The 18,742-nt window shown below is 58.0% G+C and carries 20 protein-coding genes; all 20 read left to right on the top strand.

Going from position 1 to position 18,742, the window contains the following annotated elements; all coding sequences use genetic code 11:
- The first annotated feature begins 463 nt into the window (after nt 1-463).
- The 20 genes from CWM66_RS17205 (at nt 464) to CWM66_RS17110 (ending at nt 18,742) form a co-directional block, all read left to right on the top strand.
- Nucleotides 464-958, top strand: a complete 495-nt coding sequence (locus tag CWM66_RS17205; RefSeq protein WP_107146982.1) for an STY4534 family ICE replication protein — start codon at nt 464-466, stop codon at nt 956-958.
- 75 nt (nt 959-1,033) lie between these two features.
- Nucleotides 1,034-1,582 (top strand): single-stranded DNA-binding protein, encoded by a 549-nt coding sequence (locus CWM66_RS17200; RefSeq protein ID WP_107146981.1) that lies wholly within the window; start codon nt 1,034-1,036, stop codon nt 1,580-1,582.
- A gap of 100 nt (nt 1,583-1,682) precedes the next feature.
- Nucleotides 1,683-2,114, top strand: coding sequence for a DUF29 domain-containing protein (locus tag CWM66_RS17195; RefSeq protein ID WP_107146980.1), 432 nt, complete (start codon nt 1,683-1,685; stop codon nt 2,112-2,114).
- A gap of 230 nt (nt 2,115-2,344) precedes the next feature.
- Entirely contained in the window at nt 2,345-3,631 is a 1,287-nt protein-coding gene (locus CWM66_RS17190) for a TcpQ domain-containing protein (protein ID WP_107146979.1), read from the top strand.
- A 1-nt stretch (nt 3,632) separates the two neighbouring features.
- The gene (gene pilM / locus CWM66_RS17185; protein WP_107146978.1) at nt 3,633-4,076 is read left to right on the top strand and encodes a type IV pilus biogenesis protein PilM; all 444 of its coding nucleotides are present in this window, start codon (nt 3,633-3,635) and stop codon (nt 4,074-4,076) included.
- Between the two features lie 19 nt (nt 4,077-4,095).
- Nucleotides 4,096-5,769, top strand: coding sequence for a PilN family type IVB pilus formation outer membrane protein (locus tag CWM66_RS17180; RefSeq protein ID WP_107146977.1), 1,674 nt, complete (start codon nt 4,096-4,098; stop codon nt 5,767-5,769).
- A 2-nt stretch (nt 5,770-5,771) separates the two neighbouring features.
- Complete coding sequence (gene pilO2, locus CWM66_RS17175) at nt 5,772-7,052, top strand: type 4b pilus protein PilO2 (RefSeq protein WP_199200050.1); 1,281 nt, start codon at nt 5,772-5,774, stop codon at nt 7,050-7,052.
- Entirely contained in the window at nt 7,039-7,536 is a 498-nt protein-coding gene (pilP, locus tag CWM66_RS17170; RefSeq protein WP_063436952.1) for a type IV pilus biogenesis protein PilP, read from the top strand. The genes pilO2 and pilP overlap by 14 nt, the downstream gene beginning before the upstream one ends.
- A gap of 7 nt (nt 7,537-7,543) precedes the next feature.
- Nucleotides 7,544-9,118, top strand: coding sequence for a GspE/PulE family protein (locus tag CWM66_RS17165; protein ID WP_107146976.1), 1,575 nt, complete (start codon nt 7,544-7,546; stop codon nt 9,116-9,118).
- Nucleotides 9,108-10,223, top strand: coding sequence for a type II secretion system F family protein (locus tag CWM66_RS17160; RefSeq protein WP_107146975.1), 1,116 nt, complete (start codon nt 9,108-9,110; stop codon nt 10,221-10,223). Before CWM66_RS17165 ends, CWM66_RS17160 begins: the two co-directional genes overlap by 11 nt.
- A 9-nt stretch (nt 10,224-10,232) precedes the next feature.
- Nucleotides 10,233-10,829 (top strand): type 4 pilus major pilin, encoded by a 597-nt coding sequence (locus CWM66_RS17155; protein WP_107146974.1) that lies wholly within the window; start codon nt 10,233-10,235, stop codon nt 10,827-10,829.
- A 4-nt stretch (nt 10,830-10,833) separates the two neighbouring features.
- A complete protein-coding gene (locus tag CWM66_RS17150; protein WP_107146973.1) occupies nt 10,834-11,313 on the top strand; it encodes a lytic transglycosylase domain-containing protein in 480 nt (159 codons plus the stop codon).
- Entirely contained in the window at nt 11,310-11,966 is a 657-nt protein-coding gene (locus tag CWM66_RS17145) for a prepilin peptidase (protein WP_107146972.1), read from the top strand. Before CWM66_RS17150 ends, CWM66_RS17145 begins: the two co-directional genes overlap by 4 nt.
- A 5-nt stretch (nt 11,967-11,971) precedes the next feature.
- Nucleotides 11,972-13,294, top strand: a complete 1,323-nt coding sequence (pilV, locus tag CWM66_RS17140; RefSeq protein WP_233218401.1) for a shufflon system plasmid conjugative transfer pilus tip adhesin PilV — start codon at nt 11,972-11,974, stop codon at nt 13,292-13,294.
- 819 nt (nt 13,295-14,113) lie between these two features.
- Entirely contained in the window at nt 14,114-15,274 is a 1,161-nt protein-coding gene (locus CWM66_RS17135) for a site-specific integrase (protein ID WP_107147042.1), read from the top strand.
- Between the two features lie 118 nt (nt 15,275-15,392).
- The gene (locus tag CWM66_RS17130) at nt 15,393-16,250 is read left to right on the top strand and encodes a plasmid transfer protein (protein WP_107146971.1); all 858 of its coding nucleotides are present in this window, start codon (nt 15,393-15,395) and stop codon (nt 16,248-16,250) included.
- Nucleotides 16,251-16,267: 17 nt separating this feature from the next.
- Nucleotides 16,268-16,981, top strand: coding sequence for a TIGR03759 family integrating conjugative element protein (locus CWM66_RS17125; protein WP_007372602.1), 714 nt, complete (start codon nt 16,268-16,270; stop codon nt 16,979-16,981).
- Nucleotides 16,960-17,571: a transglycosylase SLT domain-containing protein gene (locus CWM66_RS17120; RefSeq protein WP_007372603.1), complete on the top strand. Its 612-nt coding sequence runs from the start codon at nt 16,960-16,962 to the stop codon at nt 17,569-17,571. The genes CWM66_RS17125 and CWM66_RS17120 overlap by 22 nt, the downstream gene beginning before the upstream one ends.
- Nucleotides 17,568-18,098 (top strand): integrating conjugative element protein, encoded by a 531-nt coding sequence (locus CWM66_RS17115; protein WP_107146970.1) that lies wholly within the window; start codon nt 17,568-17,570, stop codon nt 18,096-18,098. The genes CWM66_RS17120 and CWM66_RS17115 overlap by 4 nt, the downstream gene beginning before the upstream one ends.
- Entirely contained in the window at nt 18,098-18,742 is a 645-nt protein-coding gene (locus tag CWM66_RS17110; RefSeq protein ID WP_107146969.1) for a restriction endonuclease, read from the top strand. The genes CWM66_RS17115 and CWM66_RS17110 overlap by 1 nt, the downstream gene beginning before the upstream one ends.

The following is an 18,742-nucleotide window of genomic DNA, read 5'->3' as shown; positions in this document are numbered from 1 at the left end:
CTCCGTGAAACCTGTGCCGGGCCCTTTCAGCCAGCGGAGCCACTGCGATAAGCAGGTTTACCTCAGGTCGATGGTGCAGACCTCAGAAGGCGGTGCCGCAGGGCACCGCTTTTTATTTTTGTGTACTGATGATTTTTTGCACGCTGCGGCGTTGACATCCGTGGCGTCTGAATGAATGATAAAGAGGCTAATCGTTGTCTTTCCGACAACTGCCAATGCCTGGGTGATTTGAGACAGGCGCCTTCGGGTAATCACATGCCAATGCCACATTAACCTGAGAGTGGCGCCTTCGGGTGGTTCAAACCTGTTAACCTTTGCAAACAGGGACCTGATAACCAGGTTAAGGTCCATTTCACCAATACAGCCAGTCGGCAACCCTTGCTGACCTCCCTGCGGGAAACACTTCCCGTAAGGGACTGATGTTTCTCCGCAACCTGTTCAGTTTTACTCCGGAGAAACCATCATGACTGCAACAACTCAGACCCCTGCTTCAAACGGCTCTGCTTCTGGTACTCAGCAGAAAAAAGAGTTTTTCAACCTCAATGTCAATGGTATCGGGTATCTCAGCTCGATACGCCGTGTACAGGGTGGTAATGGTGAATTCACCTGCGCCGTTATCAATGCCCTCACCGGTCCGACAGACAATGCGTCTTATACCCGTTTCGATGTCACCATCGCGGGTGCGGAGACCACCAAACTCATCAACCGCTGTCAGAAAGCCGTTGATGAAGAAGAAAAAGTGCTGATTGGCTTTGTGCTGAGCGGGCTGAAAGCCGATGTGTTTACCCTGCAGACGGGTGATCACGCCGGTGAAAGTCGCCCTTCCCTGAAAGCCCGCCTGATTAAGGTGGAGTTTATCAAGAAAGGTCAGGACGTCGTTTATCAGGCACCCAATGCTTCCCAGACGCCGGAATCCGGTTCATCGGCTCAGAAAGAGTACGATCCGAATTCGTTCTAAGCGTCACGGACACACCACCGGAACACACCCCGGTGGGTGTGCTCCTCTCAACCCTATTCATAAGAGGAAATCATTATGTCCGCACGCGGCGTCAACAAAGTGATCCTGGTCGGTCATCTCGGTCAGGACCCGGAAGTACGTTACATGCCAAATGGTAATGCAGTGACCGGATTAAATCTGGCCACGTCGGAAACCTGGCGTGATAAACAAAGCGGTGAGAACCGCGAAAATACCGAATGGCATCGTGTCGTGCTGTTTGGCAAGCTGGCCGAGGTTGCCGGTGAATACCTGCGTAAGGGTTCACAGGTATATATCGAAGGCCAGCTGCGCACCCGCAAATGGACGGATAACAGCGGCACCGATCGCTGGACAACCGAAATTATTGTCGGGGTTAACGGAACGATGCAGATGCTGGGCGGTGGCCGTAATAACAGCACCAGTACCAGTGGAAATAATGCGCAGTCAGGTCAGCAGGGCGGCCGGGGCCAGCCTCAGCAACCGCAGCAGACACCGTCAGCGCCACGAAATCCGCAGAATGAACCGCCGATGGATTTTGACGATGACATACCGTTCCTCGGGCACGGTTATGGCATCTGCCGGAAAGCTATTTACGCCATTTCGTAACGGATTCAGATGATTATATACTTTTATGCGCCGGTTCAGTCTGGCGCTTTTTTCTTCTATAATGATGTTCATTAATCAGGAATGTCACTGGAGATCAACCATGAACACACGATATGAAGCTGACGTCGTTGCCTGGGCTCAGGAGCAGGCAGCTTTACTCCGTGCCGGTCGGTTCTCTGAGATTGATATTGCTAATATCGCCGAGGAGATCGAGGACGTGGGTAAAAGCGAAAAGCGTGAACTCGCCAGTCGCATGGCCGTTCTGCTGGCGCATCTTCTCAAATGGAAGTTCCAGCCGGGGCGTCGTGGCTCCAGCTGGCAGCGAACCATTAAGGAACAAAGAAAAGCACTGGCACTTCATATAAAAGGAACACCCAGTCTTAAAACTGCGCTCTCTGATACTGACTGGATTGCGACAGTCTGGGCCGATGCGGTGTCTTCTGCCGCGCAGGAAACACAGCTCGATGTTTTTCCTGAAGATTGCATCTGGGATATGGGACAGATTTTGTCGCAGGAATTTTACCCGGAATGATCTGTCAGCCTTTCTGACCACAAAGCGCCTGAGGGCGCTTTTTTTTGGGGATTTTAAATACCCATCGGTTTTGCCTGGCCTCCCGCAGGCCGTAAAACCTTCCTGACAGTCTGACGGGCCCGGCGTCCCGGCTTTTTTCTTTAATTGGCAGTCAGAGTTTCACGTTGTCCGTTTTTTCTTCACCGCCAGAATAGCACTCCTGATTAAGACTAATCCTGGGGTGAATCCTGATGGCAGTACCTTCCAGACGTGTGGCAACGGGCGCCGCCCTCCTCGCCTGTTCCGTTATCCAGGCGGGCTGCAGCAGCGCCGTTTCTGATCCCGCGCCCTTTGCAAACGGCCGCTATCAGCAGCCCACCCGCTTCGATGATATTTACCGCAACCGGGCCCCCGACGTGGTTCGCTATGACCGTTATACGCTGGTCAGCACGCGCCCGGACGATGCACAGCGCGATCCACTCAATCAGATTGTCGATATCACCATGCCGGCGCAACTGGTCAAAACGGTCGGTGAGGGCTTTCGCTATCTGCTGCTGGAGTCCGGATATTCACTGTGCTCAGCCACAACCTCCGCATTTTCAGAACTTCTCAGCCGTCCACTGCCGGCCGTTCAGCGTGATATCGGTCCGGTCCGGCTCAGTGAAGCCCTGCAGATTGTGGCCGGCCCGGCCTGGCGACTGAAGGTGGATGATGTTAACCGTGAAATTTGCTTTGAACTGCGGGACCAGTATCGCAGCTTCGCCGCACCGTTGCCGGCTCCGGTCTCACTGGTGTCACAGCATGCACCCGTCAGTCTCCCCCCGGTCATACAGCCAGCCCGGACTGGCGGGGCCGCCGGCACTGTCAATGCTGTGCCGCGTAATCCCTTTACCGGTGATACGCGTATTAACAGCACCCCGGGCACCGTGCAAAAACCGGTACTTACGGCGCAGAACCCGTCCGTCCCGTCACCGGTACTGACAGTGGCGAAGACACCTGCAGCACAGAAGTCTGCTGCGCTGTCGCCAGCCGGGCGCCCGCCGGTGCCACTACCTGCAGTTGCACCGAAAGCAGCCTCATCTCAGAAAACCCCTGTTACAGCCGTTCATCCGGTTACCGTACAGCCAGCTACAGTGAACGCTGCCCGGCAGACTGTGCCCGTCCGGCCCGTCACCTCACTGCCGCCGGCTCCCCCCGTCTCCGGTCAGACCGCTTCTTCATATATACCGGGGGCGCCGGTCACTCCTCAGCCAGTTGGCCAGACGTGGCGCGCCGAACCGGGTTCCACACTGAAAGAGACCCTGACGGGCTGGGCATCAAAGGCGACGTGCAGCAATGGCGGAAACTGGGTGGTCATCTGGCCGGTATCACTGGATTACCGTATTGATGCGCCTCTGGTGTTTCACGGCAACTTCGAATCCGTCCTGGTACAGGTCTTTGACCTCTACCGCAAAGCGGAAAAACCGCTGTTTGCCGAGGCTAACCGCATTCAGTGCCTGATTTCGGTGAGCGATACCCCGACGGGCGGAGGGCACTGATATGGGCTATGCGCTGCCCGTCTTTGTTTTCTGTCTGGTCATTGCGCTGATGGCCGGCGATGCGCAGCGTCACTCCGCTGAACACGTCCGGCTGTCGCTGCAGCAGACCCTGCCTGACCAGCTTGCCACCGACATGCTGCGCACCGCGGATGCGGTGAACAACTGGCGCCACGGCCGGACGGTCGCTGACGGCACGGTGACACCTGCACAGGCCGGCATCGTCCCCGCGCCTGACAGCCGTATTCAGACCGTGATTCAGGGGGGACGCCTCTGGGTCTGGGTGCCCGCCACTGATGGCGTGTATGCGGCGCTGCGTACACAGTCCGTGACCTCGGCGCTGGCGCTGACCGTCAGCGGCGGGCGGCTGCGGATGGCGGACGGCACCGATATGAACCTGCCCCTGCCGTCCGGCGTGACGGAGGGCAGCATTGTTTACCTCAACTAACCTCATCAGGGAGCTGCGGATGCCGCGTTTACCTTTCTGCCTGACAGCGCTGGCCGCCGCGCTGGCGCTGTCATCATGTTCGCTGAATGAAATCAGCAAAATGGACAAGGAGGCCTCGGGGCAGGCCGATACCGCTCAGCGCGTACTGCAGAGTCGCCAGACCCTGACTCAGCCCACCGTTGTCTGGTCCGATAAACCCTGGGTGAACCTGCAGCCGGTCACGCCGGTCATCTCCACGCCGGATGAGAAGAACCTGCCTGCCTGCCAGATTACGATTAACCGGCCGGAGGGGATTTCGCTGCCGGAGCTGGGGCAGCGTATCACCGCGCTCTGCGGCATCCGCGTTTCCATCACGCCGGATGCCTTTGCCGCACTGAGCAGCATTTCCACCGGCAGCGTGGTGACGTCGCAGATGAACGGTCAGTTGCCGGCACCGGATGATAATGGCCGCGTACCTCTGTCACAGATGGGCACCACGTCTGCGCAGCCCGTCTCCGTTCAGTCATCTCCTTCGCTTATCCGGGGCCTGAAATATCAGGGCGATATCCGCGGGCTGCTGGATATGGCAGCGAGTGGTCCGGGACTGTCATGGCGCAGCGACAGCAGCGGCGTGTATTTCTACCAGCAGGATACGCGTACCTTTCAGCTCGTCATCCTCAATACGAAGGTGAACAGCAGTGCCTCCATCAACTCCGGCTCCGGTAACCAGCTCGGCAGCGGTGGCGGTACATCCGGGGGGACCACCGGCGATATCAGCTCGAACCAGAAGACCGACTATGGCATGAACAGCGACCTGTACGATGACATCAAAAAAACGGTTGAGCAGATGGTGACGCCAAAATCCGGCCGCTTCTGGTTGTCGTCTGCCACCGGTACGCTCAGCGTAACGGATACACCCGATGTTCTGAATCGTATCGGTCGCTATATCGAATACCAGAACAAGGTTCTGAGCCGTCAGGTCCAGTTGAATATCCAGATTGTCAGCGTCAACCAGACGCGTAACGAGCAGATGGGACTGGACTGGGGACTGGTCTATAAATCGCTGCAGAACGTGGGTGCCAGCCTGACCGGTTCAATGGCGAACGCCTCCTCATCCGCCGCCAGCGCCGGTATCTCCATTCTTGATACGGCCAGCGGCAATGCTGCTAAATTCTCCGGCTCCAGCCTGCTCATTCATGCCCTGTCTGAGCAGGGTAACGTCAGCATGGCGCTGAACCAGACTGACCCGACCGCCAACCTGACGCCGGTGGCCTATCAGCTCTCGAAATCCACCGGGATGCTGACCAGCTCCAGCTCGACGGCCACCGCCAACGTGGGGGTGACGTCAACGATGACCACGACCAACGTCACCACCGGTCTGTTCATGACCATGCTGCCCTTCATTCAGGAAAACGGTGATGTGCAGCTGCAGTTTGCCTTCAGTTATACCAGCCCGCCGGATATCAAAAGTTTTGTCAGCCGGGACGGTAATACCCGCAATGATACCGCAGACACCTCTACCGAAGGGCTAGCCCGTAAGGTCAACCTGCGCTCGGGCCAGACGCTGGTCCTGACCGGTTCTGAACAGCAGAACGTCTCGGCGGATAAGCAGGGCACCTTTACGCCGGGCAACTTTATCCTGGGCGGCGGTCAGACCGGCTCGCGGGGCCGTACCACGCTCGTCATCATGATCACCCCTGTTCTGCTGAGGTAACGATGTCATCACAGAAAAAAACAGCACGCCGCACCGGTATTCGTCTCACGCACCACCGGCGCGACTGGATGGCCGGTCTTCACTGGGCGCCGCAGCACAGCGCACTCAGGGTTCGTCTGCGGGGCAGGGCCTCGCCGGACACCCACTGCGTGACGGCCGGCAGAGGCAGCGCTTCCATGGCGGGCGTTGTCTCACCGGGACGCGTGCGTCACCGCCTTTATGCCCTTGCCGTGGCTTTTCAGTTGTCCGAAGGCGGTAATGCCTGGGGTATTTACCGTCTGAGCCGCGATGAAGACCTGTGGGTGTTCTTTGCCGCCAGTGGGGGGCAGCTTTCCGTGATGGGCGACGTGACCGGCACGCGGGCATTCATTGAGTCAGCCGCACAGAATTTTCTGCGCTTTAACGATGCCGATGCGCCGGGCCTGCGCTGTGCAGCTACGGCTGAGGATGGCCGCGATGCCACCACGCTCACGGACAGGCTGAGTGGTGCACAGCTCAGGCGCTGCCGCCTGCGAAAACGCCTGGCGCCGATGTCGCTCATCCTGCCGGCTGTTGTGCTCACCCTGGCGACGGCTGCCGGCGTTTACTGGCACGACACCGTGCAGCAGCAGGCAGACCAGGATGCTGCGATGGAGGCGTTTCGCTCCCGTGTGGCGCCGAAACACGATAAACCAGCCCTCCCGGCCCGTGCACCTCACCCGTGGGCCTCACAGCCTCCGGTGTCAGTGCTGCTCAGCAACTGCTGGCTGACGCGGGAGCCGGTCTTTGCCTCGGTGGCCGGCTGGCGTTTTACCGACGGTGAGTGTGTGCCGGAAGGACTGCGGCTGCGCTTTGTCGCCACCCCCGGCTCAACAGTGGAAGACTTCTCCCGCCGCGCCCGTGAACTGCTGGGGCATGCGGCCGTTTTTAACCTGCAGGAAGGCGGGAAAAATGGTGATGTTTTCATTCCCTTCCGTAAATACCTCGCAGGCGAGTACACCGATGAAGCGCTGCCGGGTGCCGAGGCGCAACTGATGCGGTTTATCTCTCACCTGCAGCGCCGCAACCTGGACGTGAAATTCACGGAGGTGAAGCCGCCTGCCGTCGCGCCGGGTCAGGAAAAAAACACGCCCGTCCAGGACTGGCGGGAATTCACCTTTTCCGTCAGCTCGCGTCTGCAGCCTGAGCGCCTGCTGCAGGATTTTGATGCCGCCGGGCTTCGCCTGACCAGCGTGTCCATCACCATGAGCCCGCAGGGGCAGTTCGGATACACCATGAAGGGGAGCATTTATGCGCAGAATTAATCCCGCCCGGACGGGGCTGCTGCTGTCCGTTCTGCTCAGCGGGCCCGCGCTGTCAGCCACCACCGCCGATGCGCTGCCACCGAACGTCACCCTCGGGGAACTGGAAGCCGCACAGGCCAGGAACCTGATTCTGGAGCAGAAAGTCCAGACCGCCCGTCTGGAACAGCAACTGCGCGAAAGCCAGTCCGGGCAGAGTACCGACCGTAATTATCTGGCGACATCCCTGCAACCGTCAGCCCCTCTCATGACGCAACCCGTCCCGTCACAATCGGCCGCGACGTCTGGCACGGAGAAGCGTGCCGGCAGTGTGCGCCTGCAGGAGATTTACGGTCGCGGCACACAGCTGCGCGCCCGCATTGTGCTGCCGGACGGGGGCGTTACCGAGGTGGCGAAAGGTGACCAGATCCCCGGCACTGCAAAACGGGTCACGGAGGTCACGTCCACGCTCGTGCGCCTCAGCGACAATTCTGAACTTTCCTTCTGAGGCAACGATGACGCCCGATAAAGACATTATGGATTTTGTGTTTGCCGAACAGCATCCGTCCGGCGGCGTGACGCTGCTTATCGACGGTAACCGGCGAAAAGAACCGGCCATACAGCGCTGGGTGATGGATGTCACCCGCGAGTATCCGACGGCAAAGACCGAGTTTGTGACGCTGAGCGAGCTGAACCGCCGGCGCGAAGTGGCAGAGCAGCGCGGTCTGGCCCTGTCTCAGAGCGTCAGTGAAAGTGATCTGAACTGCCGTGATATCAGCGTGTCGCAGGATAAGGTCATCAGTTATATGAAACTGGGAAACGAGTTCAGTGCGTCTGATATCCATATTGAAATCAGCGCCGACCGTAAGCTCAGCATCGTCCAGTTGCGGATTCACGGCGAGCTGGAAGTGGTGGATGAAGTGAAAGATGTGGAGGGGATGACACTGGCCTCCACCGCCTATCTTTCCATGTGCGACGTACGCGAGCAGTCATTCTTTGCCGGCCGCGAGCAGTCAGGGCGCATCGATGCGAAGTTTGCACGCCGTGCCGGTCTGTATGGTGCCCGTTATGAACATCGCCCCACACCCGATGGCCTTATCGTCGTAATGCGTCTTATCCCGGACGACGGAAACAACATACCGACGCTGCCGCAGCTGGGATTCTTGCCGGAACAGATAAGGCTTATTATGCAGATCCTTCGACTGCCGGAAGGCATGGTTTTGCTGACCGGGCCTACCGGTTCAGGGAAGAGCGCCACACTGCGTGTGTTCAGTGATATCTGGCTGAAACTGACCGGCGGGAAAAAGCGCCTGCTGACACTGGAAAACCCGCCCGAGGGGCGTATTCCCGGCGCCATCCAGACGCCGGTCATGCCGGCTGATAACTCGCCAGAGGCCATCAGCCGCGCCTGGAATAATGCCAATGCTTCCGCACTACGACTCGATCCGGATGCCATCCTGAACGGCGAGATGCGCGACCTGCATTCACTCATTGCAGCCATCTATGCAAGTGAAACAGGGCATCTGCTTCTGTCCACGACCCATACACAGAGTGCAATAGGTGCACTACGTCGAATGGAACATTTTGGCATTGATCGCCATCTTCTTGCAGATGCTTCACTCGTAACGGGTCTGGTAGGTCAGCGGCTCGTCCCACTGCTGTGTGAAAAATGCCGTATTCCCTGGCAGGTAAAAGCGCCTGAGCTCGACGATGAAACCCGCGCGCGCCTGGAAAAATACTGCACCGTGGAGGGTATGTGTGACACCGGCAAGCTCTTCTTCCGTAATCACAATGGCTGTCCGCATTGCCAGAAGACGGTGCCGCTGACTGGCCGCATCATCAGCCGGGGCGTAACCGGTCGTACGGCTGTTGCCGAAGTCGTCAGAACGGATGCCCGTCTGATGCAGCTCTGGTTGTCTCACGGCCCGGCCGTTGCCCGTCAGTACTGGGTAAACCAGGGGGGTATCACCCGCCGTATGCATCTGCTGCGTTATCTCGCGCAGGGGCGCGTTGATCCGGTGGAAGGCGATCTTATCTGTCCGCTGGACGAGGACGACATCATGCAGTGTGAGGTGCCAAATGTCGGTTAAGACACGTTTTTCGCCTGAGCGTGATATGTCGCTGGCGGAAAAGCTGCGGTATCGCGTGGTCAGGGCAACGTTTACCGGACAGTATCGCCAGCCGTTTTACGAAACCCTGCGCTTTCTGCTGGAAAACCGCAAAGCACTGGAAGAGGCGCTGACCATGATTGGTGAGGTGCATACCGACTTTGGTCGGCGCTGGCACCCCTATTATGAACTGGTGCAGGACTGCCTTGAGGGTGTGAAAGACAACCGTGAGGGCCGCTCCCTGAAAGATGTGCTGGCTGCCTGGGCACCTTATGAAGAGGCGGCGCTTATCAGCGCCGGTATGGAAACCGGCAATATTCCCGGTGCGCTGATGCAGGCTGACAAGCTGATTGTCGCCCGCCGGCGCATCCTCGGTCAGGTGGTTTTTGCCTCGGTCTTTCCGTCAGCGCTGGCCCTGCTGAGCGCGGGGCTGCTGCTGGCCAACAACATGGCACTGGTGCCCACCCTGAGCAAAATGTCTGACCCTGTACGCTGGACCGGTGCACTCGGGCTGATGAACGGGGTGGCACAGTGGACCGACAGGTGGGGTGTGACCGCAGCAGGTGCCACAGTCGGGGGCGTCATTCTGGCGTTCTGGTCACTGCCACGCTGGCGAGGCCGGCTGCGTCGTGTTGCCGATTTTCTGATGCCCTGGTCGGTTTACCAGGATCTACAGGGGGCGGTTTTCCTGATGAATATCGGGGCCCTGCTGGGGGCCGGCGTGCAGGAACTCAAGGCGCTGCAGATCCTCAACGAGTTCGCTCCGCCCTGGCTGCAGGAGCGTATCGAAGCGGCAATCGAGTGTATGAGCGAGGGGGACTCGCTGGGCATGGCGCTGCGCCAGAGCGGTTACGACTTCCCCAGCCGCGAAGCGGTGAACTACCTCTCGCTGCTGGATAAGGGGAATAGCGCCGGGTCACTCATCACTAACTATGCCGACCGCTGGCTCGAACAGGCGCTGACACGCGTTGCCCGTAAAGCGAATGTCACCAGACTCTTTTCTCTCGTTCTGATTATGAGTTTCTTCTTACTCATCCTGCTGATGGTGATGCAGATTCAGGACATGAACACCTTCAACATACATTAAGGAACGACTATGTCATCTCAGACATCACATTATCACCAGCGCCAGCCAGACCGGGGCTGGGGTATCCTTGAGCACGGCAGCATTGCCCTGTTTACGGTTATCGTCATCTGCATTGTCGGGGCGCTTGTCTGGAGTCTCTCTGGCAAAAAGTCTGTTGCGGTGGAAACCTCAAATATCCAGACCGTTGTGACCAATGCCTGGCAGCTCAAGCAGACCCAGGGCGGGTATAACTTTACCAGCGGCACCACCATGACCGGTACGCTGATTCAGCAGGGAGGCGCGCCAAAAGCTGGCTGGACGATTCAGGGGACGGCCAGTTCCGGCACGGGGACGATGTGGAACAGCTACGGTGGCCAGGTTGTCATGGCACCGGTGGCATCAAACGGATTCAATAATGGTTTCTCCGTCACCACGCAGAAAGTGCCGCAGGCCGACTGTATCTCCATTGCCACCCAGCTCGGCTCCGGTGGCGCGTTCAGCGCCATCAGCATCAACAGCACCGATTACAGCGACGGTCTGGTCAGCGCCGAAGATGCCGGCAAAGCCTGTACCGCTGACACCGGTATGACGGGTAACAACACCCTGGTCTTCACGCACAACGGCTGATGACATGCTGCGCCTGACAGTCCTCCTGCTGTTTATCCTGCTCAGCCCCCGCGCGGGGGCATTCTGCTTTGACGCAGCCGGGGCAAAGTACCACATCGATCCGCTGCTGATTCAGGCCATTGCCACCGGCGAAAGCAGTCTGCGCCCGGGGATTACGAATGTTAACCGCGATAAAAAGACCGGGCGTGCGCTCAGTACTGATTACGGGCTGATGCAGGTCAACTCCTCACACATCCCGGCGCTGATGGCTCAGGGGGTTATCCGCAGCCCGCAGGATCTGCTGGCCCGTCCCTGTCTCAATGTGCAGATTGGCACCTGGATTCTGGCGAAACATTTTCAGGTATGCGGTATCAGCTGGAACTGTCTGGGTTCTTACAACGCCGGGTTTCGTCAGGATCGCCATGAAACGCGCGAATCCTACGCCAACCGGATTTATGCCATTTACCGGCGCCTTTTACTGAAAGAGCGGGGGATCAGACTGTGACGCTGCTGACGCTGAGTATGCCGTGGCCAACGCTTGGCATCCTTTTTCCCCTTAGTCTCGGTTTGTTTAATGTTATGGCGATCCTCGTCCGTATTAACCTGGTGATATCGGGGCACCGGAACGGGCGCAGTTCTCCTGTGCCTCCGGCGATAGTCTGGCTGTATGCCGCTGCTGTCAGTGTCATGCTGCTGGCGCCTGCACCGGCGATGCTCCGCCTTCTGTCCTTTTTCCTCAGCCTGTTTCTTTTCAGAATGACGCTGACCGATGCGCTGACGGGACTGCTCCCCCGCGAAATGACGGTGAGTTGCCTGACTGCGGGGCTTGCTGCCGCACTTCTGCACCCGGGATTTACGGAACATCTCCTTTCTGCGGTCATTACGATGTTGATATTTGGTGGCTGGCGATATGGCTCAACGAAGATTCAGGGGCGCGAGTGTCTGGGGCTTGGCGATGTGTGGCTGGCCGGTGCCATTGCCGCATGGCTCGGTGGAACCAGCGGGCTTTATGCCCTGCTGACCGGTGTGATGTTTTTTGTCCTGTGGCAGTTAACGGTGCGTCGCATCCACGAGGGCGGGCCGATGGGCCCCTGGCTGTGTGCCGGCGCGATGTCAGTGACACTGCTTAAACTTTATCAGCCGCTTATTACATGGTGATACCAGTGAACGTTACAAAAACAACCGATCGTGGCTGGGCTATTCTCAGCACAGGTGCGGCTTTAGTGATCCTGCTGCTGGTCAGCGTATGGGGATATTCGCTTATCAGCGACTGGATGCAGAGACGGACCTGGATGAACACCTCCGCGCAGGTGTCCCGCTTCACGCAGGCCGTAAAGAGTTATACCGGGCGTTATTACGATACGCTGCTCGCCAGTGCCACCACCACCGCGCCGGTCATTGTGACCCCCGCTATGCTGAAAAATACCGGTTTTCTGGAGCAGGGCTTCAGTGAGACCACCATTGACGGTCAGGCTTATTCCGCTGCGGTGATACGCAATGCCACCAACACCGACCAGCTGCAGGCGATGGTCTACACGCAGAACGGATCTGCGCTGCCGTTTCTCGCGCTGCGTCAGATATCAATGGATATCTCTGCCGGCATGGGGGGCTACATCTGGACGCCCGGTATCGCCACCGGTGCAATGGGGAGCTGGACTGTTCCTCTCGCACAGTTTGGTGTCAGCAGCACGCAGGGGCATATTGCCGCCCTGCTGACTGCGGATGAACTGGGGGTGGCACGCGGTGAAAGTGACCGGCTTTACCGTTTTTCGGTCACCGGCAAGCCCGATCTCAATACCATGCATACCAGCATCGATATGGGCGGCAACAACCTCAACAATACCGGAACCGTCAATGCCGTAACGGGGACGTTCAGCGGCAACGTGACCGCCGGTGGCAATATGACGGCAAACGGCACGGTAACGGGACAGAACGTCGCTGCAGGGACAAATGTTACCGCCGGCAATACCATTACAGCCAATAACGATATCCGTTCGAATAATGGCTGGTTCATTACGCGGGACGGGAAAGGCTGGCTGGATGAAACACATGGCGGTGGTTTTTATATGTCCGATAATGACTGGGTACGGGTTGTTAATAACAAGAATATTTACACCGCCGGTCAGGTTCGCGGTGGTAGCGTACGGGCAGATGGTCGTCTGTCCACCGGTGAGGTTCTGCAGCTCGATGGGGTGAACACAGCGGGCACAACGTGTTCACCAAACGGGCTTGTAAGCCGTGATGCGTCTGGCGCAATACTTTCCTGTCAATCCGGTGTGTGGCGAAAAAGCACAGTTGCACTACAGCGAACCACATGGACAGTATCAGGAACGGGTGAGAATTATGGCGATGTGTGTCAGGCATATATTCAGTCATCCGGAATGATTAATGATGGGTGGGTAGCTTCTGGTTCTGATGCGTGTACGGAGGATGGTGAATACTGCACTTACGATAACGTCCGTTGTTACGCCGTCCGTTTGCAGTGACTGTCAATCTTACACCGGCCATATTTTCCTACCACTTGAACCGGAGATGAACCTAATCGCACGGAATTACATAGTTAGACTGGACAGGTGTATCTATGGCCATCCAGGTATATGGTCGGCCAGTATGAAATGGATCATGCTGAGGATTTTGGTCCGCGCAAATTCCAGTAAGTAGTCCCCCAACATACGAAAGGACAGTACAGCGCGTAATGCCTATAGCACCCGGAAATGTATTCGATAAACACATAGAATTTGACTGTTTGGTCCACACACCGGATTGACAGGAAGATAATTTACCTTGAGCAATAAGCTACTGCTGCAAGACATTGACCATTATTATTCCCCCCTCCAGTGACTATCCGCCATGTATTGGCGCTACCAGGGATACTTTGGTCGGGAGAGTTATGACCGTCATTTCCAGACCATCCGGTTAAAGTCCAACCGCCAGAAATGACTCGCATCCCATTAGGGCAAACAGCAGTTGATAATGTATTTGCTCCGCATGCGCTATTCCCCTGTACCATTTGGAATCCCCCAAGACTGGTGCTTTGCCACACACCGGATTGACAGTCAGTTAATGCTGCAGAAAACAGGGGTTAACCAATTCATGGAATATCCACCGCCACACCCCTCTCCCAGGGTGTTCCAGGATGACCAGTCTCCATCATGGTTAACTTTTCCAACTTCCAGCGGCCATTTCCCTCCACAGTAGTTTGCACACACCCTGAGGCCTGATCCTCCACTGGATTGCCACACACCGGATTGACAGTGATGTCTGACAGCAGTGTGATATCTTTCCTGATTTTTCAGGGGAATACGATGGCGGTCAGGAATCGGATAAAAAAAATGCCACTGGCAAAAGCACTGGATAAATATTTCAGTGCGGTCTCTGTCCACAAACGTGGTCATCTTCAGGAGTTTTACCGCATCAACGTTATCAAACGTTCAGCGCTGTCACTGAAGTGCATGGATGAGATTACCTCCGTGGATATCGCTGATTACCGTGATATGAGGCTGAATACGGTGAGCGACCGTACAGGTCGTACTGTGAGTCCCAATACGGTCAGGCTTGAACTGGCCTTACTTTCGGCGCTGTATAATCTTGCGCGTATCGAATGGGGAACCTGCTCACACAATCCCGTGGAACACGTCCGTAAACCTGCGGCGTCCCCCGGGCGTACGCGCCGGCTGACCTCCACCGAAGAGCGCCGGATTGTGCGCGCCCTCCGCCAGAAAAATCCACAGCTTCTCGCCATTTTTCATCTGGCGCTGGAAACAGCCATGCGTCAGGGGGAAATTCTGTCCCTGCGCTGGGAATATGTGGATCTTCATCTGGGCATTGCTCACCTGCCGCTCACGAAAAATGGCACCGCCCGTGATGTGCCTTTGTCATGGAAAGCACGACAGGTCCTGAAAGAGTTTGTGGGGCCGGTGACGGGGCCGGTTTTTGATTACACCTCAAATGGTTTTAAAAGCGCATGGCGGGTTCTTCTGGCTGAACTGGAGATACATGATCTCCATTTTCACGATCTGCGTCATGAAGCGGTCAGCCGCTTGTTCGAGCTCGGGACGCTGAATGTCATGGAGGTGGCGGCGATCTCAGGCCATAAGAGTATGAATATGCTGAAACGGTATACACACCTTCGGGCCTCTCAGCTGGTCAGCAAACTGGATGCCCGACGCCGTCAGGCACAGAAGCTGGCAACGTTATTTGTTCCCTATCCGGCAGACATTTCAGAATCCGGCGGCCTGTACCGGGTGCAGTTCAGTGACCTGGAGCACACGGCTATTACCGCAGTAAATCGTGATGAAGCCCTGGCAAATGCAGCCTCACATCTTCTGCGAATTCAGGCTCTGGCAGCGCGAGCCGGTAAAAGGCTTCCGCCACCAGGTGAAACTGGCGTCCGGGAAGCTCATCGCGTACTGATTAATCCCTTCCATAAAGGGGGAGAGGCAGCAGGCACTGATAACGGAACTTAATCGGTGATCCCCTCCCCGGAATAATTTTAAAAAATGGCTGATGAGTTAATCATCGCCATTCACGGCGTGTTTTAGCACCTTATGGCCGTTCTGCTGTGCAGCCATAAGGAATCCCTGTATGTCACTCAGTCATGCCTCGCCCGATGAACTGCTCCCTGAAGCTCCTGAGCATCAGGTCAGTGCGCCGGAGGTGCAGTCCGCTGCTGCGGTTAAGCCACGTATCCGGCTTCCGTTCAGCCCCCGAAAAATTCTTCAGACTGGCAGCATCATTTTGCTGACTGTCAGTCTGACGGGTTCCCTGATCGCGCTGGTTGTCATGGGGCGTCAGGTTTCAGACCTGACCATACGTGTTAACACACTCGATGCGGCATTCCGCAGCGGCCAGATAGGCCAGCTCACCTCAAATATTTCAGCGATGGAAGCGCGCCTGAAGACGCTCGAACAGCAGGCGGCCACGCTTGCCTCACTTCCTGCTGCCATGCAGTCGGCCGATGAGCAGCAGAGTGCCCTGAGAACATCCGTCAGTCAGCTTCAGGAGGCCGGCAACGACAACACCCGGGCGGTGACTCAGCTGCAGTCACGCGTGGGCTCTCTTGAACACGATGTACAGCAGTCCCGGGCCGAGCTTGATGAGATTAACCGTAAGGCGGAATTGACGCAGAAAACGCCGGCGCCTGAAAAGCCCCGGACCAGCACTGGCGCAGTGACCCCCACGGTGGCCGCCACTGTAAAAAAGACTGACCGGTCAGCCAGGCGTGCGGTGACGCCGGCTGCACCGTTTGTGCTGACCGGCATTGAACGCCGTGGTGGTCAGACCTTCGCCGTCGTCATTCCCCGCGGTGTCTCGCAGATATCGGCCATGCGCCTGCTCTCACCGGGGGATGCCATGCTGGGCTGGACGCTGCGCTCAACGGAGGGCAGCGGTGCTGCTGTCTTTCTGGTAAACGGCCGCGAACACCGGATTCAGGTTGAATAAACGGAGATAACGCTTTGATGAAAAAAACACTGATGGCCTCACTGTTTCTGGTGCCGCTCATGACCTCCGCTGCCACGGTCAGGACTTCCTCCGCGCAGAGCAGCATATCCACATCGCAGGAGTCCTCCACCGGCGTGCTGAGTGCGCAGCAGCAGGCGCAGCAGTGGGGACTGTCTGACAGCGACTGGAGCCGTTATCAGACCCTGATGAAGGGGGATCGCGGCATTATGTCACCGGGCCTTGACCCGCTGACGGCGCTGGGTGTGGAAACCGATAACAGTGCTGAACGCCGTCGCCTGGCTGAACTCTGGGTGAGGCACGAATACCAGCGAAGCGAAAAGGAGCTGGCCTTTCAGCGCGAAATCAATGCTGCCTGGCTGCGACTGTATCCGGAGACGCTGGCCGTCAACATGGGCAGCAATGCGGCGGGTATCGCGCACGACACACAGGGGCGTCTCGCCCTGTTTGTGAAAGAGAACTGCTCGCGTTGCGATGCGCGTCTGGCGGCCGTGCTCGCCGACGACCGTCCCGTCGATATTTATCTGGTCGGCGGAAACAGCGATGAGGCCATCCGTACCTGGGCCATCCGTCACAACATCCCGGTGGAAAAAGTCCGCAGCCGCCAGATAACGCTCAACCACGACGGTGGCCTGTGGCTGCGCTACGGGCAGGGCCAGATGCCGGTGATTCTGCAGCAGGGGGAAAACGGATGGCAGCTCGCCGCATTCTGATGCTGGGTGCCGGGATTCTGTTTGCAACAGCGGCGTCCGGCGCCACAGACCTGCAGGTTATTCCTGATGCGTACCGGCAGATAGCCGCCGCTGAGCGGGTGCCGGCGGAGTCACTGTATTCGCTGGCAATGGCCGAAAGCACCCGCAAAACTGCCTGGGGTGCGAAGCCGTGGCCCTGGACCATTAACGTGGCAGGCAGGGGTTACCATTACAGCACGCGTGAAGAGGCCTTTACGGCGCTGCTCGGGTTTATGCAGCGCTGGCCGCTGAAAAATATTGATGTCGGTGTGGCCCAGGTGAACCTGGGCTGGAACGGGCATTTTTTCCCGACGTACCGTGATGCGTTTGATCCGTACACCAATCTTCGCGCAGCGGCCCGTATCCTGCGGGCCTGCTATGACGCCCGCCCCGGCAGTTGGCTTCGTGCGGCGGGCTGCTACCACCATCCGTCAGGCGGTGCGCACGCGGCAACCTATATGGCCATTGTGCGACGCAAGCTCAGTCAGATAGCCATGACCGGTACACCGGCGGCCGTCGGTCAGCCCGGTTTACTGGCCCGAAATTCTCTTTCCTGGATTGAACCGCAATGAAAAATACGCTTCGTTATACCCTTGTTTTCACGCTTTTTTCAGGGCTGCTGACCAGTGCCTTTTGTGCCTCTGCCACGCTGACCGTGGTGGGCGACCTCGGCGGTGAATCCACAGGACCGCTGTTTGACGCCATCAATGCCGGTCCGGGTCAGTCTGCAACGGAGTCGCCCGTTCTCCCGCCACCGCCGGCATCGCTTTCCCTGTCCGACATGCTGCCGGTCAGCACGCCTGAAATGTCACCAGGCGCTGTCGCCGCCCGGCCGCTGAATCTTCCCGGCATGCCGCCGGTGTTTGTACTGGGTGACGATGCGTCTTCCCGTCAGTGGCTCACGCAGCACGCCACCACGCTCAGCCGCATGCAGGCAACCGGCATGGTTATCAGTGTCAGGGATGAGCAGGGATTAAACGCACTGCGTCAGCTGGCGCCGGGGGTGGCAATGGTGCCTGTCAGCGGCGGTGACCTGGCCCGTCGCCTGGCACTGACGCATTATCCTGCCCTCATCACCGCAACGGGGATATCACAGTGATGCCGGCCTCCCTTATCGCTGAGTTGCTGAACCCGCACAGGGGACTGTCTGTCCTGGCAATGACGGGGGCGGTAGTGCTGGCATTCCTGGTATTAAAACCGCGCACTATCAGTCAGCGCCGCCATCGGCGCTATCAGAAACAGGCCGCACGGGCGCTGCTTCGCCTGCCACAGCTGCGCGACGAGGCGGCAAGGATGGCCTGGTTGCGTAAGATGAACCCGTATGTGTTCGAGGAAATGCTGCTGACGGCACTTTCCCGGCAGGGCCTGCGCATACAGCGTAACGCCCGTTACAGCGGTGATAACGGCGCAGACGGTCAGGTCTGGATCAACGGTCGTCGCTGGCTGATTCAGGCCAAACGTTACAGCGCCACCATCAGTGCCGCGCATGTTTCGGTATTCGGGTTACTGACAGAGCGCGAGGGGTGTCCGGGGCTGTTCGTTCACACCGGCCGGACCGGCGAGGTCAGCCGGGAAGCCTTTCGCCGCTATGACGGCATCATCCTTATCAGCGGGCAGCGCCTGCTCTGGCTGCTGTCCGGTGACCGGCGCTGGATGGACACACTGACCAGACCGCCACACCGCTCCCTCACCCCACAAAGTCAACGTAAAGAACCGGCACCATCCCCCGTCATCCGCGATTAA

This window comes from Kosakonia sp. H7A, from assembly GCF_003028445.1.
Taxonomy (GTDB): domain Bacteria; phylum Pseudomonadota; class Gammaproteobacteria; order Enterobacterales; family Enterobacteriaceae; genus Kosakonia; species Kosakonia radicincitans.
The sequence above is the reverse complement of the archived record's forward strand: the minus strand, read 5'-3'. Positions and strand labels throughout refer to the sequence as shown.